Source organism: Microbacterium sp. LKL04, assembly GCF_900102005.1.
Taxonomy (GTDB): Bacteria; Actinomycetota; Actinomycetes; order Actinomycetales; family Microbacteriaceae; genus Microbacterium.
In genome coordinates, this window is sequence record NZ_LT627736.1 from 2,359,620 (window position 1) to 2,380,188 (window position 20,569).

Consider the following 20,569-nt stretch of genomic DNA (forward strand, 5'->3'; position numbering starts at 1 on the left):
TCACGCAAGGAGGTTCACCGCCCCTCCGATCGCGGCCGCCGCGAGGACGACCGCGGCGACCAGGACGCCGAGGACCCGGGTGCGGAAGGTGGTGCGCAGGAGCGCGAGCATCTTCACGTCGACGAGGGGACCCACGAGGAGGAATGCGACGATGGCGCCCGGGGTGAACGTCGAGGCGAACGAGAGCGCGAAGAACGAGTCGACGTTGGAGCAGATCGACACGATCATCGCGAGCATGATCATCGCGGCGATCGAGAGGGCAGGGTTCGACCCGATCGACAGCAGCACATCGCGCGGCACGACGACCTGCACCGCACCCGCGACGGCCGAACCGATGATGAGAGCGGGCATGACGGCGCGCAGCTCGACGACGAACTGCGCGAGGCTGCGCCGACCGCGGTCGCCCGTGACGCCCTGCTCGGCCAGGCACGCGTCGCGGAAGCGATCGGTGATGAGGGAGTCCTGATCGGGATGCCGACTGTACAGCCATCCGATGACGTTCGCGATGAGGTACCCGCCGAGCAGGCGCGCGACGAGGATGCCGTCGTCGAAGCCGAAGGCCTGGTGGGTCGTGATGATGACGATCGGGTTCACGATGGGCGCCGCGACCAGGAAGGTCAGCGTCTCGGCGACCGAGAACCCGCGCATCATGAGCCCGCGGGCGAAGGGGACGTTGCCGCACTCGCAGACCGGGATCAGCATGCCCAGGAGGGAGAGGACGGCGCGGCGGCCCCAGGGGTTCCGCGGCATCCAGCGTTCGATGACCCCCGGCGGCACCCACACCTGCACGACGATCGAGAGGATCACGCCGAGCATCACGAACGGCAGCGACTCGATGAGGACGCTGAGGGCGAGGGTCAGGCCGTCCTGCGCGCGAGTCGGGAGCTCGGGTGATGGGCTCCACAGCGCCACGCCGATGAGCGCCAGAACGCCGATGAAACCGAGCCCCAGCCAGAGCGCACCGCGCGCAGCCGACCCCCGTACGGGGGTCGACGACGTTCGGGATGCCGCGGGGCGGACCTCAGTCCGCACGAGCCTCGGGCCGGTCGTCGCCCCGCGCGATCCGGGCGCTGCACTCGGCGCACGTACCGAAGATGTCGACGACGTGCTCGGCGTCGGTGAAGCCGTTCGCCGCCGCCGTGCGCTTCGCCCAGGTCTCGACCTCGGTGGCCTCGATCTCGACGGCCTTGCCGCACACCCGGCAGATCAGGTGATGGTGATGTCCGGTGCTGGCGCACGCCCGGTAGATCGCCTCGCCCTCGGGAGACTGCAGCTGGTCCGCCTCACCGCTGGCGGCGAGGGTCGCGAGAGCCCGGTAGACGGTCGCGAGGCCGATCCCAGTGTTCTCGTCGCGGAGTGCGGCGTGCAGATCCTGGGCGCTCACGAATCCCGGGGCGTCGGACAGCGCCGAGCGGACGCGCTCGCGCTGCCAGGTGTTGCGCTGGGCCATGCGCGGATTCTACGCTCGCGCCCTAGCGACGGGCTGGGTGCCTCGGGAGGCATCCGTCCGCTGCACCCGCCCCCGGCGATCGCCGAAGACGCGGCAGACGAGATAGATGACGAACGAGATCGTCGTGATGTAGGGGCTCACCGGCAGGGTGCCGGCGACGGCGAGCAGGATGCCGCCGACTGCGGAGACGACGCCGAAGAGGGCCGCGAGCAGCGGGACCGCGACGGGCCCGTGCGCGATACGCGCCGCGGCGGCGGCCGGAGTCACGAGCAAGGCGAGGACGAGGAGCGCGCCGATGATGTGCACGGCGACGGCGACCGCGAGACCCAGCAGCAGCATGAAGGCGAGCGAGATCAGCCCGGTCGGGACGCCGCGCGCCGCCGCGGACTGCGGATCGAGCGAGTCGAATCGCAGGGGACGCCAGATGAGCAGCAGCGCCACCAGTACGACGGCGGAGATGGCGATCAGCCAGGTGAGCTGATCGGACTGCACCGACACGATCTGCCCCGTCAGCAGGCTGAAGCGGTTGGCGCTCCGTCCGTCGTAGAGGGCGAGGAAGAGGATGCCGAGGCCCAGACCGAACGGCATGAGCACACCGATGATCGAGTTGCGGTCGCGCGCCCGCGAGCCGAGCCAGCCGATCAGGGCCGCGGCGACCATCGATCCGACGATCGACCCGGTGACGACGTCCGCGCCGATCAGGAGCGCCGCCGCCGCACCGGCGAACGACAGCTCGCTGATGCCGTGCACCGCGAAGGCCATGTCGCGCTGCAGCACGAACACGCCGATGAGCCCGCCGACGAGGCCGAGGATGGCGCCCGCCCACACCGAGTTCTGCACGAGTGCGAGGATCTGACCGTAGACCGGCACGCCGCCGAACATGGCGTTCGCGATGTCGTCCCAGTTCATGCGTGGTCCTCGTGATGATGGTGGGATGCCTCGGCGTCGGGCGCCCCGACGACGACCAACCGGTCGCCGGCTCGCAGCACGAAGACCGGCGCGCCGTAGAGGTCGGTGAGGACGGGAGAGGTCAGCACGTCCTTCGGCTTTCCGAGGGTGAAGCGGCCGTTCGCGATGTAGAGGATCCGGTCGACCTTGCCGAGCAGCGGGTTGATGTCGTGGGTGACGAGCAGGACCGCGGCTCCGCTGCGCCGATGCTTATCGATGAGTCCGACGACCGCCTGCTGGTTGGCGAGGTCGAGGCTCGTCAGCGGCTCGTCGCACAGCAGCAGTCGCGGGTCGTCGGCGAGGGCCTGCCCCACGCGCAGTCGCTGCTGCTCGCCACCGGAGAGGATGCCGACGGGGCGATCGGCGAACTCCGTCGCGCCGATCTGGGTGATGAGCTCGTCGACCCGCTGGCGGTCCTTCCGGCGAGGGATCGGGGGTCCGAATCGGTGGCCGTTGACCCCGAGCGCGACGAGGTCGCGCCCCCGAAGGGCGGTGTCCCGTGGGAGCGGGCGGGTCTGCGGCAGGTAGCCGATTCCCCGGTTGCCCGCGCGGCGGACGCGCTTTCCGTCGACCTCGACGGACCCCTCGCTGAGGTCCTCGAGTCCGAGGATCGCGCGCAGCAGAGTGGTCTTGCCGGAACCGCTGGGACCGAGGACCGCGATGAGCTCGCCCGGCTCGACCGTCAGATCGAGACCGCTCCACAGTTCGCGACCGCCGCGCCGCAGTGCGGCACCCCGGATCTCGAGAGGGGCTGGTGCGTCCGGGGTCACCGGGTCAGCGTACCCGCCAGGTCGTCGATGTTCTTCTGCATCCATTCGACGTAGGTCAGACCCTCCGGGAGGATCTCGGTGAACTTCAGCACGGGGATGTCGTTCTTCTCGGCCAGCTTCGTCACCTCGGTGGTCTCGGCGCCGCCGGTCTGGGCATTGACGATGACGGTTCGGACCTCGCCGGAGTCGAGGATCTTCGTCGCTTCGAGCAGGGTGGCAGGCGGCACGTCCTGACCCTCTTCCACCGCTTCGCTGAACGCCTCGGGCGTCGCGTTCTCGAGACCGGCCGCAGCCGTGAGGTACAGCGGTACGGGCTCGGTCACGAAGATCTTCTCGCCCGCGTTAGCGGCCGAGATCTTCTCGAGGGAGGTCTCGAGCCCTGCGATGCCGTCGATGAGCTTCTTGGCGTTGGCCTCGAAGGTGTCGGCCTTGGCGGCATCCAGTTCACCGAGTTCGTGGGCGATGTCCTCGACGACGTGCTCAACGGTGTGCGGGTCGTACCAGACGTGCTCGTTGAACCCCTCGATGTGATCATGCCCCGCGTGATCACCCTCTTCGGCATGGTCGTGTCCGTCACCCTCGGCGTGCGCGTCGTCGGAGTGTCCCTCATTGCCGGGGTAGTCGTGCGAGTACTCGACGGCAGTGATGACCGGAGCTTTCGTACCGCTCGCCTCGATGAGTCCGTCGAGGAACGCGTCGTACCCGGCGCCGTTCTCGATCACGAGGTCGGCTTGCGACACCGTGAGCTGGTCGCGCGCGGACGCCTCGTACGAGTGCGGGTCCTGAGAGAGAGAGTCGATGATCGACGTGACCTCGACGTCGTCGCCGCCGATCGCGGCCGCGAGTGACCCGTAGACGTTCGTGGACGCGACGACCTTCAGGGTCGCGCTGTCGCTGGCAGAGGCGCCGGGGGTCGCGGTGGCGCAGCCGGCGAGAACGAGGACGGATCCGGCCGCGAGAGCGACGAGTGCGGGCACACGAGAGGTCATGACGGCGAGTCTACGTGCTGTTGATAACGGTTCTCAAACTCAAGCGTCGATCCTCAGCGGACTCATCACCATCACTTCTTCGGGTCGTGGCCCCAGTTCATCAGCGAGTAGCGCCAATCCGTGTCCGTCACATCGCCTTTCGGACGCTGCGTCGAGTGCCGGGCGACGTAACCGTGGACCTTCTTCATGTGCGCGTAGTCCGCGCCCGTCAGCTCGTCCTTCTTCTTGCGGAGGATCTTCACGATCCGGCGCCCGGAGGCATGCCCGGTGGACTCTCCTCCCCCGGACTTCTGGCCCACCGCCTTCGACTCGTCCGTGTCGAGCCATTTCTCGATCTGAGCGGCCGTCATGTTGACCGCACCGTCGAAGTCCGTCGTGATCTGCTGCTGCTCGTCGGCGTCCATTTGCCGAATGTGCCGGGCGGGGGAGCGGACTTCTTCCAAGGGGTTGCGCAAGGGCCGGATGGGCTTCCCGCCGGGTGTTACTGTCATCGAAACCGGGCGGCATCTCCTCCCGGCACGCCCGAGGGGATTACGAGGATGACCGAGCAGTTGACCTTCATCGCTTACGCGAGCCGCGCGACCGAGCCCTTCGACCACGCGCGCCTGGTCGAGCTCCTCACCGAAAGTCGAACGAACAACTCGCGGGACGGCATCACGGGGATGCTCGTCTACACCCACCCCGATTTCATCCAGATCCTCGAAGGACCGGATGCCGCCGTCCGAGCGCTCCTGGAGCGCATCGGCCGCGATCCCCGTCACATGGATGTCCGCGTCCTGCTCGACGAGCAGGCGACCGAACGCAAGTACTCGACGTGGTCCATGGGCTACGAGCCGACGACTCCCGGAGACGGATCCGGCGAGGCCGTGGCTGCGATCCAGACGGCGAGCGACGACGAGTCGACGCGCGAATCGGCCGACGCACTCGGCGACTGGTTCCACGAGAAGGCCGGCACCGACCGCGCCTGACCCCTCAGTCGAGCAGGAGCGCCGGCTCCTCGAGGACCGAGGCGACGTCGGCGATGAACCGGCTGATGCCGTCGCCGTCGATGACGCGGTGGTCGAACGACCCCGACACGGTCGTCACGAAGCGGGGGCGCACCTCGCCGTCGACGACCCACGGCTTCTGCCGGATCGTGCCCATGGCGATGATGCCGGACTCACCCGGATTGATGATCGGGGTCCCGGCATCCATCCCGAAGACACCGATGTTCGTGATCGTGAACGTGCCGCCCTGCTGGTCAGCCGGCGTCGTCTTGCCGTCACGCGCGGTGGCGGTCAGCTTCTCCAGCGCACGCGCGAGACCGCGCATGTTGAGGTCCTGTGCGTCCTTGATGTTGGGGACGAGCAGGCCGCGGGGGGTCGCCGCGGCGATGCCGAGGTTCACGTAGTGACGCACGCGGATCTCGGCGCCGTTCTCGGTCTCGACCCACGCGGCATTGATCATCGGCGTGCGGCGGAGAGCCCAGATGACGGCCCGCGAGAAGATCAGCAGCGGCGAGATCTTCACGTCGGCGAAGTCCGGCGAGGCTTTCAGCCGCTTGACGAGCTCCATCGTCCGGGTCGCGTCGACGTCGGTCCACACCGACACGTGCGGCGCCGTGTACGCGCTCGAGGTCATCGCGTTGGCCGTCGCCTTGCGCACGCCCTTCACCGTGATGGCCTCTTCGCGGGCATCAGCCTGGGGTGCTGCAGGAGCCGGAGCGGATGCCGCGGGTGCCGCCACGGGAATCGAGAGCTCGCGCTCCTCGGGGAGGTCGGGGGTCGCGATGTTGCGGAAGACCGAGGCCTGCTCGGCGTGGCGGACGACGTCCTCGCGGGTGACCTCGCCGGCGGTGCCGCTCGGCGACACGTCGGCCAGGTCGACGCCGAGGTCGCGCGCGAGCTTGCGGATCGGGGGCTTCGCGACGACGCCCACGGCACGAGTCACGGGCTTCTCGGCCGGCTTGCGGCGACGCGACTTGACCTCGCCACCGGTGCCGTAGCCGACGAGCACCGAGCCACCGGGCTCCTCGGCGGGCTTCTCACCGTGCTCGGAGCGGCCGATGTCGGCATCCGGCTGCCCCTCGCCACCCGCGATCGTGATGATGGCCGCGCCGACCTCGACGGTCGTGCCCTCGGTGGCGAGGATGTCGCCGACCGTCCCGCTGAACGGGGACGGCAGCTCGACGAGCGACTTGGCCGTCTCGATCTCGACGAGGACGTCGTTGACGTCGACGGTATCGCCGGGCGCCACACGCCACTGCACGATCTCGGCCTCGGTGAGGCCCTCGCCGACGTCCGGCAGGTGGAAGGTCTGCGTGCTCATGTCATCTCCATCCCCGCGAGACTGCAGCCGCACGCCGAGACAGCGGGCTCACGCCGCAGTCTCGGCGCACACGTGCAGTCTCGCGGACGTGCGGGGGTCGCGGGTAGGGGGCATCGTCGGGGGTCAGTAGGCGAGGGCGCGGTCGACGGCCTCGAGGATGCGGTCGGCGTCGGGGAGGTACTGACCCTCGAGCTTGGCGGGCGGGAACGGCACGTCGAAGCCCGACACCCGGAGGACCGGTGCCTCGAGGGCGTAGAAGGCCCGCTCCATGACGGTCGCCGCGACCTCGGAGCCGACCGACACGTTGCCGGGCGCCTCCTGCGCGTAGATCATGCGGCCGGTGCGGCGGACGGACTCGAGGATCGGCTCGTAGTCGATCGGCGCGAGCGAACGCACGTCGATGACCTCGCACGAGGTTCCCTCGCCCTCGGCGAGCGCGGCGGCCTGCAGCAGGGTCGTGACCATCGCGCCGTGGCCGACCAGGGTCACGTCCGTGCCGCGGCGGACGACGCGGGAGGCGTGGAGCGGGAGGGCGCGCTCAGCGACATCCACCTCGCCCTTCATCCAGTACTTGGCCTTGGGCTCGAGGAAGATGACGGGGTCGGGCGATGCGATCGCATCCTGGATCATCCAGTAGGCGTCGTTCGGCGTCGACGGCGAGACGACCCGCAGACCCGGGGTGTGCGCGAAGTACGCCTCGGGGCTCTCCTGGTGGTGCTCGACCGCGCCGATGTGCCCGCCGTAGGGGATGCGGATGACGACGGGGAAATTCGCGGTGCCCTCGTGACGGTTCGTGAGCTTCGCGAGCTGCGTCGTGATCTGGTCGAAGGCGGGGAAGACGAACCCGTCGAACTGGATCTCGATCACGGGCCGGAACCCGGCCATCGTGAGGCCGATCGCGGTGCCGACGATGCCGGACTCGGCGAGCGGGGTGTCGAGCACGCGCTGCGAGCCGAACTCGGCGTGCAGGCCCTCGGTCACGCGGAACACGCCGCCGAGCGGGCCGATGTCCTCGCCCATCAGCAGGACGTGGTCGTCCGCGGCCATCGCCGCCCGGAGGCCGGCGTTCAGGGCCTTCGCGAACGGCAGGGTCTGGATGTCGCTCACGCGTTCCCCTCCTCGAAGGATGCCTCGTACTCGGCGAGCCAGCGCTGCTGCTCCTGCACGAGCGGGTGGGCGTCGCCGTAGACGTGGTCGAACATGATCTCGGTCGGGATGTCGCCGAGCGCGTTGGTACGCACGCGCACGTCGTCGGCGTAGGCGGCGGCGGCGGCATCCACCTCGTCGAAGAAGGATGCCGAGGCGCCGCGGTTCTGCAAGAAGGCCCGCATGCGCGCGATCGGGTCGCGCTCGGCCCAGGACTCCTCTTCGTCGCTCGTGCGGTACTTCGTGGGGTCGTCGCTCGTCGTGTGGGCGCCCATCCGATACGTGAGCGCCTCGATCGCGCGGGGGCCGCCGCCGGCGCGCGCCTCGTCGAGGGCGAGCTTGCTGACGGCGTAGCTGGCGAGGACGTCGTTGCCGTCCACCCGCACCGACGGGATGCCGTAGCCCTCGCCGCGGCGAGCGAGGGGCACGCGGGACTGAGTCGACACGGGCACGGAGATCGCCCAGTGGTTGTTCTGCAAGAAGAAGACCTGCGGGGTCTGATAGCTGGCGGCGAAGACCATCGCCTCGTGGACGTCGCCCTGACTGGAGGCGCCGTCACCGTAGTAGACGATGACCGCCTCGTCCTTCTCGGGGTCGCCCGTGCCGGTGCGGCCGTCGAAGACGAGGCCCATGCCGAGGCCCGTCGCGTGCAGGGTCTGCGCGCCGAGGACGAGCGTGTAGATGTGCGTGTTCTGGTGGTCGGCCGGGTTCCAGCCGCCGTGCGTGAGGCCGCGCATCAGTCGGATGATGTCGATCGGGTCGACGCCGCGCGTCGTGACGACGACATGCTCGCGGTACGACGGGAAGACGTGGTCGTGCGCGCGGGCCGCGCGCACCGAGCCGACCTGCGCAGCCTCCTGCCCGAAGGACGGCGGCCACAGGGCGAGCTGCCCCTGGCGCTGCAGGTTCGTCGCCTGCCGGTCGAAGGCGCGCACCACGACCATGTCGCGGTAGAACGTCTCGAGCTCTGCGTCGGTCAGCGCGTCGATGAGGGGGAGGTAGCGCTCGGCCGCCTCACTGGGCGCGTACGAACCGTCGGCGGCGAGGACGCGGACGACGTCGGATGCTTCGGCCGGAGCCTCGAACGAGGGGGTCACCCTCCCACGCTAACCCCCGACGCATGGCCGGTTCTGCATGAGGTCGACAACGGATGCCGCGATTCGCCGTGCGTTCGGGACAAGGCCGGGCTCAGGATCGCGCGTCGAGCGCGCGGAGCCGGCCGCACATGCCGAACCCGCGCTCGTCGTCGAGCGTCACCTGCCGCACCGTCGCGTCGGCGAGATGATCCGCGGCTCCGCCCGCGAGCGCGGCGACGTGCGCGAGGGAGAGGTCGGACAGCGCGGCAGGCCCGGCGGCCACGATGTCCTCCCACGACGATGCGCGCGGGCGGACGATCGCGGCGGCGGCGGCATGAAACGCGCGCAGCGGACCGGCATCCCCCTGCTCGAGAGCGCGGCGCAGGTCCAGGTAGCCGGTGACCGCGAGATCGCGCCGGCGGGCGGCGGCGTCGGCGCGCTCCGCCGCCGACCCGTCCGGGAGGGCTGCGGCCGCCGCGCGGTACCGCGCCGGGTCCGCGACGACGTCGGCGGGGAAGGTCATCACGGCATCGCCGGCCTCGGGGAGCCCCGCGTTGCTCATGATCACGAGGACGCGGAGGCCGCCGCGGTTGACGGCGCGGTGGATCGTCCCCGGGGTGAACCAGACGACGGATCCGGCCTGCAAGGGGATCTCGCGGGCGCCGGCGAGGTCGAGCGTGTGCAGCTCGCCCGACCCTTCGAGCACGACGTAGCACTCCGTCGACGCGAGGTGCAGGTGTGGGCTCCCGCCGGGGATGCCGTCGGGAGCCGCGTCGTCGTACACGTCGAGGAACGTGACCGACGTCCCGCCGGGGAAGGTCGTCGCGGTCACGCCGACCTCGTTGCTCGAGATGCGGTCAGGACCTTGCGAGCGAGGTCGGCGAGGTGCGCCGCGTCTGGGGCCTCGGCATCCGCGATCGTCACCGCGTAGCGGAAACGCACCGTCTCGCCCGGTTCGACCGCCAGCTCCTCGCTGAAGAACGGGGCGGGGTTGATGCAGGCGAACTCCTCGGTGCGGACGAACCACTGGGGCGGATGCCGGGGGTTGTCACGATCGTCGACGAAGGCGAGCACCGACGATGCGTCGATCTCGTCGTGCGCACCGGCGTAGGCCATCCACTCGTGACGCTGACCGCGCATGTCGTCTCCCGAGCCGGAACCCTCGGGGCTGATGGCCGCGCCGCCGGTGAACGACCGCGGACCGCGCCAGAACAGGCCGCCGTACCCCGCGTTCTCCCGGCCCCGGGTCGTCGGCGAGCCGATCGAGATCGTCGCCTCGGTCACGTTGGTCATCGCGGTCTCGAACGTCAGCACCCAGGCATCGTCGGTCACGACGCGGGCCGTCAGCTCGCGGCGCTCCTCGAACATGCGCGTGCCGCCCTCGGTGACCCAGTCGAGTCGGTGGGCGAAGACCGCTGCGCCGTCCTCGACCTCGGCGGCCACGTTCTCGCGATGCTCCTGCGACCCGTCGTTCGGCAGCTGGACGTAGAAGCGGCCGGGGACGAACGTCGGACCACCCCAGAAATTCTCGTCGTCGACCACGGGCAGCGACCACGCGATGCCCTTGTGCCAGACGTGGTCGTGCGGTCGGAACAGACTGACGACGCGGCCGGCGCGAGTGCGCAACGGGCTGACGAAGGGCTTCGGCGACTCGAGCTGCGGCGTGGTGGGCACGAAGGTGTACCGCAGCAGCTCGACGTCGCCGTCGAGGATGCTGACGACGTCGTCCTCTTCGACGAGGGTCAGGGCGGACTCGGTCATCGGGTGGCTTCCTTCACTCGGGCCCACGGCACCATGCCGCCGTCCATGCTGCGGGCGAACGCATCGTCGGAATCGATCTCGCCGGCGCGGACCGGCACACCCCGGAAGGCGGAGGCGTAGACGGCCGCGGCGAACTCGAGGGTGCGCCGCGAGTCGTGGATGCCGACGCCCGGGCTCTCTCCGGCCGCGAGAGCAGCCAGAACGGCCTCGATCTGCAGGCGGTGCCCGCTGACGACATCGGAGTCGGCGTTCCACAGGTCCGCGAGCTCCTCGTGACCCGCCGCGGGAGTGAAGGTCCAATCGCGGTCGGTGTAGCCGTAGAGGTGCTCGACCTCGACGGTCGCGAACTCGTAGTCGAACCGCAGCCGGGAGGTCTCGCGCGGCGAGACGACCGAGTTGACGATCGTCGCCAGCGCGCCGCCCTCGAACTCGGCGACGGCGATCGAAACGTCCTCGGTATCGGTCGGACGGGACTGGCGTGCCGCGAAGGCGCTCACGCGGGACCAGGGCCCGAGCACGGACAGGAGCAGGTCGAACTGATGGATGCCGTGGCCCATCGTCGGGCCGCCGCCTTCCACCTCCCACCGCCCTCGCCACGGCACATCGAAGTACTCGTCCGGCCGGTACCAGAGGGTCTCGCAGGTCGCCACCTGCGGGCGGCCCAGGGCGCCCGAGTCGGCGAGGCGCCGCAACCGCTGCGCGGCCGCTCCATAGCGATGCTGGAACACCGTGAGGACCGGCACGCCGGTGGCCTCCTCGGAGGCCACGAGGCGATCGACCTCCTCCAGGCTGAGCGCGATCGGCTTCTCGACCAGGGACGGGACTCCGGCTCGCTGCGCGAGGAGGGCGAGCGGGACGTGCGACTGGGGCGGCGTGCAGATGTGGACGAGGTCCAGGGTCTCGGTGTCGAGGAGCTCGGCGGCATCCGTGTAGAAGCGGGTCGCGCCGAACCTCGCGGCGAACTCGCGCGCCTTCTGCGGGTCGACGTCGGCGACGGCGACGATCTCCACGTCGTCGGCGAGCTGGCCGAGCGCCTCGGCGTGCGCGTGCGCGATGGCGCCGGTGCCGATGATGGCGACCCGCGATCGGGTGTCGTGCTGAGGCATCCGCTCTCCTCCTCGAGATGAAGGTGAACGTTCACCTTTCGTCCTCGAAGTTAGTGAACGTTCATCTTCTCTGTCAACATCGACCCATGACCGACGACGCCGCGAGCGGCACGAAGCGCCCCACGATCCTCGAGGTCGCGCGGGTCGCCGGGGTGTCGCATCAGACGGTGTCTCGGTTCCTGCGGTTCCACGGCGAGGGACTGAAGCCCTCCACCCGCGAGCGCGTCAGCGCCGCGATCGACGAGCTCGGGTACCGCCCCAACCTCGTCGCCCGGTCGATGCGGACGCGGCGCACCGGACGGCTGGCCGTCCTCCTGCCCACCGTCGCATTCAACCCGGCGCGGATGCTCTCGGGAGCGACCGACGTCGCGCACGACGCGGGCTTCTCGGTCGACGTCATGAGCTACGACGGCGGGGCCGCGTCGCGGGCCGACCGACTGCTGGACCTGGTCGAATGGGGGCAGGTCGAGGGTGTGCTGTCGTTCGCGCCCGTCGACGCCGAGGTGGTCGAGAGACTTCCTCCCGGCACCGCCGTCACCGTCGCCGCCGAGCTCGACGACCAGATGCGCGGCATCGGCGAACTCGCCGACGGCTCGGCCATCGTCACCATCATCGAGCGGCTCGCCGAGCTCGGCCACCGCCGATTCCTGCACGTCGCCGGCGCGCAGAACTTCGCGTCCGCCCGGTCGCGGCGCGGCGCCTACCTCGAGACGATCGAGCGCCTGGCACTGGACTCGCTCGGCGTCCACGACGGCGATTGGTCGGGCGAGTCCGGGGTCGCGGCCGTCGAGGCTCTTCCCGACGACGCACCGCCGCTCGCCGTCATCGCCGCCAACGACCTCGTGGCGGCCGGTGTCATCAGCGCCGCCAGCCGCCGTGGATGGCGCATCCCCGAGGACATCAGCGTCACCGGCTGGGACGACACCGCCCTCGCTCCTTTCCTCCTTCCCCCGCTCACGTCGGTGGAGGTCGACCTCGAGCGGATCGGCCGGAACGCGATGACCGGGCTGATCGCGACCATCCGCGGTGCGCACGCCGAGGTAGACACACGCCCCGTCAGCCGTGTCGTCTGGCGCGACTCGGCAGGCCCTCCCGGACGCGGCTGATCGGCCCGCTTCAGCCCTGCTTCAGCGTTCGCACGCCACACTGGGCGCATGCGTGTTCTGGTGGTCGACGACGAGGTGCGCCTGGCCGACGGCGTGCGGCGCGGGCTCGAGGCCGAGGGCTTCGCCGTCGACGTCGCGCACAACGGCATCGACGGCCTGTGGCGCGCCCGCGAAACGCGGTACGACGCGATCGTGCTCGACCTCATGATGCCGGGCATGAGCGGATGGAAGGTCTGCGAGGCGTTGCGGGCCGAGGAGAACTGGACCCCGGTCCTGATGCTCACCGCCAAGGACGGCGAGTGGGATCAGGTCGACGCGCTCGATGCGGGCGCTGACGACTACGTCACGAAGCCCTTCTCGTACCCCGTGCTGGTCGCACGGCTGCGGGCGCTCATCCGCCGCGGCGGTGTCGAGCGCCCCGTCGCCCTCGAGGCCGGCGACCTGCACGTCGACCCGGCCGCGCGGCGCGTCCGCCGCGGCTCCACCGCGATCGACCTGACCTCGCGCGAATTCGCCGTGCTCCTGCACCTCATCCGCCACAAGGGGCAGGTCGTCTCCAAGCGCGACCTGATCGCCGGCGTCTGGGACGACGACTTCGACGGCGACCCGAACATCGTCGAGGTGTACGTCGGGCACCTGCGCCGCAAGGTGGACCGCCCGTTCGACCGGAACGCGATCGAGACGGTGCGCGGTGCCGGCTACCGACTGGCGGCCGACGGTGGCTGACCCCATGTCCACGAAGGGACGGATGCCGGTGCTCTGCACGCTGCGGGCGCGGATCACCGCCGCTGCGACGATCATCGTCGCGATCGTCATGGTGCTGGCATCGATCGGCTTCAGCGCCGTGCTGAGCTCGGAGGTGAGGGACGCGACGACGCGCGCCGCCGAGACGCGCGCCGCCGAGATCGCGACCCGCATCGACGACTCGGGCACGGCCGGCATCGCCGACCTCGACGACGACATCGTGCAGGTGGTCGACGAGTCGGGTCGTGTGGTCGCGGCATCCGAGGACGCGGAGGACGGCACCCTGCCCGCGGATCGCGACGGCGAGGTCGTGACCTACGACGGCGACCCCGTCCTCATCGTCGTCGAAGAGGCGGACGACGATGCCCGCGTCGTCCTCGCCGTCCCCGTCGACGGCGACGAGGCGACGCTCGCCACGGCGGGCTGGCTGCTGGCGGCATCCACTCTTCTTGTCGTCCTCGTCGTCGCGGCCGTCACCTGGTGGGTCGTCGGGCGCGCCCTGCGTCCGGTCGGCCGCATTCGTCGCGAGGTCGACGACATCACCGCCGATCGACTCGACCGCCGTGTCCCTGAACCGTCTTCGCGCGACGAGATCGCGGCGCTGGCCGTCACCATGAACCGCATGCTCGACCGACTCGACGCGTCCGCGACGGCGCAGCGGCGGTTCGTGTCGGACGCCTCGCACGAGCTGCGTTCCCCGCTCGCGACCATGCGCCAGCATGCCGAGCTCGCCCGCGCCCATCCCGAGGCGACGACCCTCGACGACCTCGCCGAGGTGGTGACCGAGGAGGGCGCGCGGATGCAGGACCTCGTGGAGGGCCTGCTGGTCCTCGCGCGGCTCGACGAGCAGGCGCCGCACCGCCGAGGGACCGTCGACCTCGACGACCTCGCCCTCGCCGAGGTGGCGCGTCTGCGCGCCGCCGGAGTCACGGTCGACGGCTCCGCGATCACTGCGGTGCAGGTCACGGGTGACGAACGCCTTCTCGGCCGCATCGCCCGGAACCTGGCCGACAACGCGGCCCGGCACGCGGCATCCCGGATCGCCGTGGGAGTCGCCCGCGACGGCGCTGACGCGGTGATGACGGTCGACGACGACGGCAGCGGCATCCCGGCCTCGGAGCGAGAGCGGGTGTTCGAACGCTTCGTTCGCCTCGACGAAGGACGGGCGAGGGATGCCGGGGGCAGCGGCCTGGGGCTCGCGATCGTCGCAGGCGTGGTGCGGGCGTCGGGCGGCACCGTCTCGATCGGCGATTCACCGCTGGGCGGCGCGCGCTTCACGGTCCGCCTGCCGGTCGCGGACTGAGGGCGACAGGCTGGTCTCAGTCGGCGTGCTCGGGCGGCCAGACCACGGCGAAGCGCTCGAACACGATCTCGTCGTCCTCCGACCACTCCGCACCGCGGGCGGCCGCGACCCGCGTGAAGTAGCGGCGGTGCTCGCGCTGCCAGCTCTCGAGCGAGCGATCGTCCTCACCCTCGTCGAACGCGAACCCCGCGTCGACGCTCGCGAACGGACCGACGCGGAGTTCGGTGCTCCGGATGATGATCCGCGGCGCTCCGGTGCCGTCGCACGCGATCCAGTGCGAACCGATCCTCGGCAGGGCGTCGCCGTGCTCGGAGAATTCGGCGACCAGCTCGGAGGTCGCGCGCTTCGGACCGTTCAGCACGGCGTCGAGCAGCTGATCCGCGAGCCGCGGGCTGTCGCCGAAGTGCTCGACGGTGTACTCCGCGCCGGCCGTGGCGGCGGCGGGGTGGGCCGCGCGGTAGTCATCCCACATCCGGTCGGCGGCGTCGCGGTCGAGCGGGAAGGCTGCGGAGGAGAGGCTCTCGGACATCACACGATCCTCTCACCCCGGCATCCTGAAGACCGCTTCAGGTCGCTTCAGGTCTGCTTCAGTGCCCGCTCGGCAGGCTGTCCTCATGAGCGAGAACACCACCACCCCCGACCAGCCCACCTCCCCCATCGCCGAGGCCCAGACCGAGGCCCCTGCCGCCGCACACTCGAAGCGTCGCGGCCGCACCGCGATGATCGCCGGCGGTGCCACCCTCGGCGCCCTGCTTCTCGTGGGCGGCGGAGTCGCGATCGGCGCGGCCGTCGCCGATGACCGCGATGACGACGGCTTCGACAGCCTCTCTTCGAGTCAGCGTTCGCAGACCGCGTCGGACGACGTCGCGGCCACGACCGAGCGCACGGACGACGACGCGCAGGTCGCCCCGGCAGCCGATTTCGGCGCGGGGAACGCGGGCGAGTTGTCTGCGCTGGTCGATGCCGCCAAGGGCGTCGCGGACGGCGAGCCGACCGCGATCGACGCCAACCGCGACGGCACGTGGGACGTCACGCTGACCGCGGGCGACGGCGCCGAGACCGAGGTGCGCATCACCGCAGACGGCACCGCCGCGGTTCATGAGACCGAGGCCGCTGAGGCGGACGACCGGGCTCCGAGGAACGTGCTCGATGCAGCCACGCTCACGGCCATGGTGGATGCCGCCCTGGCCGAGCAGCCGGGCCGCATCCTCGAGATCGACGCCGACGACGACAACCGCTCGCCGTTCGACGTGTCGGTGCTCACCGGCGACCGTCAGGTCGTCGACATCACCCTCGACGCCTCCGGCTCGGTCATCGCGAGCGAGATCGACGACTGACGCGGACGCCGACGGCGTTCGTCCGGGCGCGGGTCCTGCGGGATCCGCGCCCGTTCGCGTGTCGGTTCGCGAGGAGATGACGATTCCCGAGGAGGGATGCCGCGGCATCCCTCCGGCGCGTCAGGTCGCGGGGATCACCCCGCGCCGCGCGAGGTCGCCGAGCCAGGCGAGGCTCGGCTTGGGCGTCCGCACGAAGGTCTCGTGGTCGACGTGGATGAGCCCGAACGTCGGGCGGTACGAACCCCACTCGTAGTTGTCGAGCAGTGACCAGTGCAGGTAGCCGCGCACGTCGAGGCCGTCGCGGAGCGCCGCCGACACGCCCTGGAGGGCGCCGGTCGTGTAGTCGATGCGCCGACTGTCGTCGGCCGTCGCCATCCCGTTCTCGGTGACGATCATGGGGATGCCGCCGGTCACCTCGTGGGTGTGGCGCAGCGCGTGCCCGAGGGCCTCGGGGTAGTACTCCCAGCCCGTGAGCGTGCGCTCGACGTCGTCGGGGAAGGGCACCGGGCCGTCGGGACCGATGATCGTGCGCAGGTAGGACTGCACGCCGATGAAGTCGTCGTCGCGCGCCTGCTCGAGGTAGTAGTCCTCACGCCAGTAGCCCCACTCGTCGCGCTCCTTCTCGTACCCGGGCGCTGCCTGGTACACCTGGTTCGCGACGGACCAGCCGCTCTTCACGTGCCCGAGGCCCGACAGCACCTCCCGCGACGCGTGATGGGCCTCGGCGATCACCTGGGCGACGTGCGGCGAGGGCCCCGGGAAGTTGACGCCCTGCTCGGTGTCGATCTTCGCCTCGGTCTGGTTGACCATCATGTTGGGCTCGTTGATCGTCACCACGTGCTCGACGTCGTCGAGGATGCGCGTCGCCGTCTCGGTGTAGCGGCGGAACCGGTCGACGACGTCGTCGGCGTACCAGCCGCCGTCGCGGCCCTGCCAGCGCGGCACCGTGAAGTGGTGCAGCGTCACGAACGGGGTGATGCCGGCATCCCGGCACGTGTCGATCATGCGGCGGTAGTGGTCCAGCTGCGCCCGCGAGATCACCCCCTTCTCGGGCTCGATCCGCGCCCACTCGATCGAGAAGCGGTAGGTGCCCAGGCCCGCCTCGGCGAGCAGGCGGATGTCCTCGGGGTAGCGGTGGTACGAGTCGCACGCGTCGCCCGAGGGCTCCTCGACGGTCGTGTCGGCGGCGTGCTCGAACTCCCAGTGCGCGGTGTTGACGTTGCCGCCCTCGATCTGGTGCGCGGCCGTCGCGGCACCCCAGAGGAATCCCTCGGGCGCGTCGGTCGTCGGTCCGGTGTGCGTCGTCATGCGGGGGTCCTTTCATCGGATGCCGCGGGTGCCGCGGCCGTCGTGTGGTCGAGCTCGACGACGGCGCAGCCGAACGCGTCGAGGTGAAGTGTGTCGCCGTCGAAGTGCGCGGCGTATCCGTGGACGAGGCGGCCACCGGCATCCGGGACCGTCCGCGGCGTGCGCGAGGGGTTCAGGGCGATGAGCAGGGAGCCGCCGCGCACGTAGGTGAAGGGGTAGCCCGTCGTCCGGACCTCGACGGGCGCGCGGGCGGAGAGCCGCGGGTCCTCACGCCGCAGCGCGATCGCGGCGCGGACGAACGTCAGGAGCGAGCCGGGGTCGTCCCGCTGCGCCGCGACCGTCGGACGGCCGGGGTCGGGGTCCTCGGGGAGGTACCGCGACGGATGGATGCCGTCGCCCATGTCGCCCCATTGCATCGGCGTCCGCGAGCCGGCGCGCTTGTAGCGGGGGCCGAGCGACGATCCCTCGTGCGACGCGAGCCCGGGCACGTATCGCATGCCGATCTCGTCGCCGTAGTAGATCGAGGGCATCGCCGGCCACGTGAGCACGAGAAGGAGCGCCGCGCGGGCCTGTTCGGCATCGCGCGGCCCGCTGACCATGCGGGTGAAGTCGTGGTTCGCCGTCGGGAGCCCGACGACGCCGCCCCGGCCGTCGCGGTCGATCGCGCCGGCGGCCTCGCGCCACGCGGCGACGAAGTCCGCAGCATCCCCGGTCGCGTCCGCTCCGGCCCACACCTCGGACTGGTTCCACGCGTCGTGGACCGTGCCGGCGTTGTCGTTGAACAGGGACTTCAGTGGCCGGCCATCGGTGTCTCCGCCGAACTGCAGGAAGAAGTCGCTGTGGAAGCCCGCCGGGATCGCCCGTGCGGGATCACCCCATTCCGAGAGCAGGATGCGGCCCGGGTGGCTCTCGTCGAGCCGCGCCCGGACCTCGTTCCACAGCTTCGCGGTCTCGACGTGGCCGGGGTCGTCCTTGACGAGCGAGGCCGCCATGTCGACGCGGAACCCCTGCACGCCGCGGTCGTACCAGCGGCGGATGATGTCGACGAGGGCGTCGCGGTTGCGACGCGGCCCCTCGGCGTCGACTGACTGACGCCACGGCTCGTCCGGGTGGGTCCTGGCGTAGCCGAAGTTCAGCGCGGGCTGGAAGGCGAAGAAGTTCGGCTTGTAGAAGCCGCCGCGGGGCCCGGGGACAGCCTCGAAGCCGTCGGCCTCGCGGTCGGAGAAGACGTACCGATGATCGGTCGGGTCGTCGATGGCGGCACGGAACCAGGGGTGCTCATCCGACGTGTGGCCTGCGACGAGATCGAGGATGACGGCGATTCCCTGCCGGTCCGCCGCGGCGACCAGTCGGTCGAGCGCGGCGTCGCCGCCGTAGCGCGGATCGACGTGGTCGAAATCGGCGACGTCGTAGCCCGCATCCCGCATGGGCGACACGAAGCAGGGATTCACCCAGACCGCGTCCACGCCGAGCCAGGACAGGTGATCGAGGCGCCCCGCGAGACCGTCGAGGTCGCCGATCCCGTCACCGTCGGCATCCGCGAAGCTCTGCGGATACGCCTGGTAGAGCACGATGCGATCGAGTCGGTCGGCGAGCGTCGATGACGCCATGGCTCGTTCCTCTCTGCGACGTTGCAGGTCATGTAACCGGTTACCCCGGGGAGAGTACCTGATGTATCCGGTTACATCCAGCCACGCCCGAAGGTGGTCGACGCGCTCCGCTGAGCGGATGCCGCGGGTCGGTCAGCCGCGGACAGCGGCCGCGATCCGCTCGACCACGCCGTCGACGTGGGCAGCCGCAGCGCCGCTGTCGGCGTCGTAGAGGAACTCCGTCAGACCGCGACGGATGCCGCAGTAGTCGAAGATCCCCGTGCCGATCTGCGTCGCGATGGACGCGTCGTACCCACGCCGCTCGTACAGTGCCGCATCCGATCCCGCGATCGGGATCATGTGCGCGGAGAGGCGGCCGAGCCCTGGCCTGATCCCCTCGCCCTCGCCGACGCCGAACGCCCAGCCGTTGACGAACACGCGGTCGATCCACCCCTTCAGGACGGCCGGCATCGACCACCAGAAGACCGGGAAGACGAGGACGAGGTGGTCGGCGCGCTCCACACGCGCGATCTCAGCCGCGACGTCCTCGGGGTAGTCGCCCCCCACGAGGAACGAGTGCCGGTCGGCGAGGGTGAACCGAGGATCGAACCCCTCTGCAGCCAGATCGGCGATCTCGACCTGGCCCGTGGGGAGGGCAGCGGCGAGTCGTGCCGCGACATCGCGGGTGAGGGAGGTGGGGTCGGGGTGGGCGACGACGATCAGCGTGGACACCCCTCCATCCTTCCCCAGCGATGAGCGGGAAGAAGTTTTTAGCACATCGGGCTTGTCCCCCGAAAGGGGGACAAATGGCGACCTAGGCGGCGGTACATTCGGATCGCTGTAGACCAACAGTTGGGGAGCTGGTTAGCCCGCACTCGGACTGGTTTCTGGGGGCTCCAGGCGTTCCCGCGTGCGGGCCACGCTACAGCGCGACGATCCGGCTGGGGTCTGGGGGAGACCCCGCTCCAGCCGGATCATCGAATGCCTTCTGTCTCGACCCGCTTTCGCGTATCGTCACCGGCAACCCAGCCCCGGGTGTCCGCGCGGGATCGCGTTCGCCAATGCACCACGGTGACGCATCCGGGAGCCTCGGTCGTCGACCCGCCTTCCCCCCGCGGCTCGCGCCGGGGTCCCTCCCGCCGGACGGGCACGGATGTCGGAACCGTCGATCAGGATGACGTCGTGCCCACATCGCTCCCCTCGCCGTGCCGCGTGTGCGGCGGCGGATGCGGGGAACGTCTCGAGGACGCGTGGGTGTGCGCCCGGTGCGGGTGGCGGTTGGGCGATGCTCCGGACGCCGACCTCCCGCGCCCTCGCATCGACGTCGTCTACTACCTGCGGTACCGGGACCGGGTGAAGATCGGGACCTCTGCGACGCCCCGACGCCGACTCGCCGCGATCATGCACGACGAGCTGCTGGCCTTCGAGCCGGGCGACCGCCGCGTCGAGCACGCGCGGCACATCGAGTTCGGCGAGCTGCGGGAAGGCGGCGAATGGTTCACCCTCACCGGCCTCCTGCTCGCCCACGTCGACGAGGTGCGCGAGCGGATCGGTGAACCGTGGGCCGCGTACGACCGCTGGCTCGGCGACGCGTACCGACGCCTGTCGTCGTGAGGGGTTGATGTAACC

General features: G+C 70.5%; 22 protein-coding genes. 6 read left to right on the top strand and 16 right to left on the bottom strand.

Annotation, left to right across the window (positions count from 1 at the left end; translation table 11 throughout):
- The 6 genes from BLP38_RS11490 to BLP38_RS11515 all read right to left on the bottom strand — a co-directional run bounded on the left by BLP38_RS11490 (position 1) and on the right by BLP38_RS11515 (position 4,561).
- Positions 1-1,032, bottom strand: a complete 1,032-nt coding sequence (locus BLP38_RS11490) for a permease (protein WP_091357643.1) — start codon at positions 1,030-1,032, stop codon at positions 1-3.
- Positions 1,022-1,450, bottom strand: a complete 429-nt coding sequence (locus tag BLP38_RS11495) for a Fur family transcriptional regulator (protein ID WP_091357646.1) — start codon at positions 1,448-1,450, stop codon at positions 1,022-1,024. The genes BLP38_RS11490 and BLP38_RS11495 overlap by 11 nt, the downstream gene beginning before the upstream one ends.
- Positions 1,451-1,459: 9 nt before the next feature.
- A complete protein-coding gene (locus BLP38_RS11500) occupies positions 1,460-2,359 on the bottom strand; it encodes a metal ABC transporter permease (protein WP_091357649.1) in 900 nt (299 codons plus the stop codon).
- Entirely contained in the window at positions 2,356-3,213 is an 858-nt protein-coding gene (locus tag BLP38_RS11505; protein WP_373457699.1) for a metal ABC transporter ATP-binding protein, read from the bottom strand. The genes BLP38_RS11500 and BLP38_RS11505 overlap by 4 nt, the downstream gene beginning before the upstream one ends.
- A complete protein-coding gene (locus BLP38_RS11510; RefSeq protein WP_172824698.1) occupies positions 3,165-4,157 on the bottom strand; it encodes a metal ABC transporter solute-binding protein, Zn/Mn family in 993 nt (330 codons plus the stop codon). The genes BLP38_RS11505 and BLP38_RS11510 overlap by 49 nt, the downstream gene beginning before the upstream one ends.
- A 71-nt stretch (positions 4,158-4,228) precedes the next feature.
- Positions 4,229-4,561 (bottom strand): DUF3140 domain-containing protein, encoded by a 333-nt coding sequence (locus BLP38_RS11515; RefSeq protein WP_091357658.1) that lies wholly within the window; start codon positions 4,559-4,561, stop codon positions 4,229-4,231.
- Between the two features lie 135 nt (positions 4,562-4,696).
- Here BLP38_RS11515 and BLP38_RS11520 point away from each other — a divergent pair, with 135 nt between their 5' ends.
- Positions 4,697-5,125, top strand: a complete 429-nt coding sequence (locus BLP38_RS11520; protein WP_091357662.1) for a BLUF domain-containing protein — start codon at positions 4,697-4,699, stop codon at positions 5,123-5,125.
- A gap of 4 nt (positions 5,126-5,129) precedes the next feature.
- Here the strand turns inward: BLP38_RS11520 and BLP38_RS11525 are convergent, their stop codons facing one another.
- The 6 genes from BLP38_RS11525 to BLP38_RS11550 form a co-directional block, all read right to left on the bottom strand.
- Positions 5,130-6,464 carry a dihydrolipoamide acetyltransferase family protein gene (locus BLP38_RS11525; protein WP_091357665.1) on the bottom strand — a complete coding sequence of 445 codons (1,335 nt, stop codon included), beginning with the start codon at positions 6,462-6,464 and terminating at the stop codon, positions 5,130-5,132.
- A 123-nt stretch (positions 6,465-6,587) separates the two neighbouring features.
- Entirely contained in the window at positions 6,588-7,511 is a 924-nt protein-coding gene (locus BLP38_RS11530; protein ID WP_231916610.1) for an alpha-ketoacid dehydrogenase subunit beta, read from the bottom strand.
- Positions 7,512-7,567: 56 nt separating this feature from the next.
- Positions 7,568-8,707, bottom strand: a complete 1,140-nt coding sequence (locus BLP38_RS11535; RefSeq protein WP_091357671.1) for a thiamine pyrophosphate-dependent dehydrogenase E1 component subunit alpha — start codon at positions 8,705-8,707, stop codon at positions 7,568-7,570.
- 91 nt (positions 8,708-8,798) lie between these two features.
- Positions 8,799-9,518, bottom strand: a complete 720-nt coding sequence (locus BLP38_RS11540) for a cupin domain-containing protein (RefSeq protein WP_091357674.1) — start codon at positions 9,516-9,518, stop codon at positions 8,799-8,801.
- Positions 9,515-10,447 carry a PmoA family protein gene (locus BLP38_RS11545; protein ID WP_091357677.1) on the bottom strand — a complete coding sequence of 311 codons (933 nt, stop codon included), beginning with the start codon at positions 10,445-10,447 and terminating at the stop codon, positions 9,515-9,517. Before BLP38_RS11545 ends, BLP38_RS11540 begins: the two co-directional genes overlap by 4 nt.
- The gene (locus BLP38_RS11550) at positions 10,444-11,553 is read right to left on the bottom strand and encodes a Gfo/Idh/MocA family protein (RefSeq protein WP_091357681.1); all 1,110 of its coding nucleotides are present in this window, start codon (positions 11,551-11,553) and stop codon (positions 10,444-10,446) included. The genes BLP38_RS11545 and BLP38_RS11550 overlap by 4 nt, the downstream gene beginning before the upstream one ends.
- 86 nt (positions 11,554-11,639) lie before the next feature.
- On the opposite strand from BLP38_RS11550, the gene BLP38_RS11555 reads away from it, so the two are divergent.
- The 3 genes from BLP38_RS11555 to BLP38_RS11565 are packed head-to-tail and all read left to right on the top strand — an operon-like array spanning position 11,640 to position 14,706.
- On the top strand, positions 11,640-12,659 hold the full coding sequence (locus BLP38_RS11555; RefSeq protein ID WP_091357684.1) for a LacI family DNA-binding transcriptional regulator: 1,020 nt from the start codon (positions 11,640-11,642) through the stop codon (positions 12,657-12,659).
- Positions 12,660-12,707: 48 nt separating this feature from the next.
- Complete coding sequence (locus BLP38_RS11560; protein WP_091357687.1) at positions 12,708-13,385, top strand: response regulator transcription factor; 678 nt, start codon at positions 12,708-12,710, stop codon at positions 13,383-13,385.
- A gap of 4 nt (positions 13,386-13,389) precedes the next feature.
- Complete coding sequence (locus BLP38_RS11565; protein ID WP_231916492.1) at positions 13,390-14,706, top strand: sensor histidine kinase; 1,317 nt, start codon at positions 13,390-13,392, stop codon at positions 14,704-14,706.
- Positions 14,707-14,722: 16 nt separating this feature from the next.
- Here the strand turns inward: BLP38_RS11565 and BLP38_RS11570 are convergent, their stop codons facing one another.
- Positions 14,723-15,235, bottom strand: coding sequence for an ASCH domain-containing protein (locus BLP38_RS11570; protein WP_091357694.1), 513 nt, complete (start codon positions 15,233-15,235; stop codon positions 14,723-14,725).
- Positions 15,236-15,320: 85 nt separating this feature from the next.
- On the opposite strand from BLP38_RS11570, the gene BLP38_RS11575 reads away from it, so the two are divergent.
- Entirely contained in the window at positions 15,321-16,043 is a 723-nt protein-coding gene (locus BLP38_RS11575; protein WP_091359815.1) for a PepSY domain-containing protein, read from the top strand.
- A 120-nt stretch (positions 16,044-16,163) separates the two neighbouring features.
- Here BLP38_RS11575 and BLP38_RS11580 read toward each other — a convergent pair whose 3' ends face one another.
- From BLP38_RS11580 to BLP38_RS11590, 3 genes are all read right to left on the bottom strand, one after another.
- Positions 16,164-17,351 carry a glycoside hydrolase family 1 protein gene (locus tag BLP38_RS11580; RefSeq protein WP_091357697.1) on the bottom strand — a complete coding sequence of 396 codons (1,188 nt, stop codon included), beginning with the start codon at positions 17,349-17,351 and terminating at the stop codon, positions 16,164-16,166.
- Positions 17,348-18,961 (bottom strand): alpha-amylase family glycosyl hydrolase, encoded by a 1,614-nt coding sequence (locus BLP38_RS11585; protein WP_091357701.1) that lies wholly within the window; start codon positions 18,959-18,961, stop codon positions 17,348-17,350. Before BLP38_RS11585 ends, BLP38_RS11580 begins: the two co-directional genes overlap by 4 nt.
- Positions 18,962-19,093: 132 nt before the next feature.
- Positions 19,094-19,672 (bottom strand): NAD(P)H-dependent oxidoreductase, encoded by a 579-nt coding sequence (locus BLP38_RS11590; RefSeq protein WP_091357704.1) that lies wholly within the window; start codon positions 19,670-19,672, stop codon positions 19,094-19,096.
- A 450-nt stretch (positions 19,673-20,122) separates the two neighbouring features.
- Between BLP38_RS11590 and BLP38_RS11595 the strand changes: the two genes are divergently transcribed.
- Positions 20,123-20,554 (top strand): GIY-YIG nuclease family protein, encoded by a 432-nt coding sequence (locus BLP38_RS11595; protein WP_091359819.1) that lies wholly within the window; start codon positions 20,123-20,125, stop codon positions 20,552-20,554.
- The last annotated feature ends 15 nt before the right edge of the window (positions 20,555-20,569 follow it).

Coding starts and splice junctions, on each gene's coding strand:
- BLP38_RS11565 (WP_231916492.1), top strand. CDS start 13,390: ATGTCCACGAAGGGACGGATGCCGGTGCTCTGCACGCTGCGGGCGCGG.
- BLP38_RS11570 (WP_091357694.1), bottom strand. CDS start 15,235: ATGTCCGAGAGCCTCTCCTCCGCAGCCTTCCCGCTCGACCGCGACGCC.
- BLP38_RS11505 (WP_373457699.1), bottom strand. CDS start 3,213: ATGGATGCAGAAGAACATCGACGACCTGGCGGGTACGCTGACCCGGTG.
- BLP38_RS11530 (WP_231916610.1), bottom strand. CDS start 7,511: ATGGCCGCGGACGACCACGTCCTGCTGATGGGCGAGGACATCGGCCCG.
- BLP38_RS11500 (WP_091357649.1), bottom strand. CDS start 2,359: ATGAACTGGGACGACATCGCGAACGCCATGTTCGGCGGCGTGCCGGTC.
- BLP38_RS11575 (WP_091359815.1), top strand. CDS start 15,321: ATGAGCGAGAACACCACCACCCCCGACCAGCCCACCTCCCCCATCGCC.
- BLP38_RS11585 (WP_091357701.1), bottom strand. CDS start 18,961: ATGGCGTCATCGACGCTCGCCGACCGACTCGATCGCATCGTGCTCTAC.
- BLP38_RS11525 (WP_091357665.1), bottom strand. CDS start 6,464: ATGAGCACGCAGACCTTCCACCTGCCGGACGTCGGCGAGGGCCTCACC.
- BLP38_RS11550 (WP_091357681.1), bottom strand. CDS start 11,553: ATGCCTCAGCACGACACCCGATCGCGGGTCGCCATCATCGGCACCGGC.
- BLP38_RS11520 (WP_091357662.1), top strand. CDS start 4,697: ATGACCGAGCAGTTGACCTTCATCGCTTACGCGAGCCGCGCGACCGAG.
- BLP38_RS11560 (WP_091357687.1), top strand. CDS start 12,708: ATGCGTGTTCTGGTGGTCGACGACGAGGTGCGCCTGGCCGACGGCGTG.
- BLP38_RS11510 (WP_172824698.1), bottom strand. CDS start 4,157: ATGACCTCTCGTGTGCCCGCACTCGTCGCTCTCGCGGCCGGATCCGTC.
- BLP38_RS11555 (WP_091357684.1), top strand. CDS start 11,640: ATGACCGACGACGCCGCGAGCGGCACGAAGCGCCCCACGATCCTCGAG.
- BLP38_RS11495 (WP_091357646.1), bottom strand. CDS start 1,450: ATGGCCCAGCGCAACACCTGGCAGCGCGAGCGCGTCCGCTCGGCGCTG.
- BLP38_RS11545 (WP_091357677.1), bottom strand. CDS start 10,447: ATGACCGAGTCCGCCCTGACCCTCGTCGAAGAGGACGACGTCGTCAGC.
- BLP38_RS11580 (WP_091357697.1), bottom strand. CDS start 17,351: ATGACGACGCACACCGGACCGACGACCGACGCGCCCGAGGGATTCCTC.
- BLP38_RS11515 (WP_091357658.1), bottom strand. CDS start 4,561: ATGGACGCCGACGAGCAGCAGCAGATCACGACGGACTTCGACGGTGCG.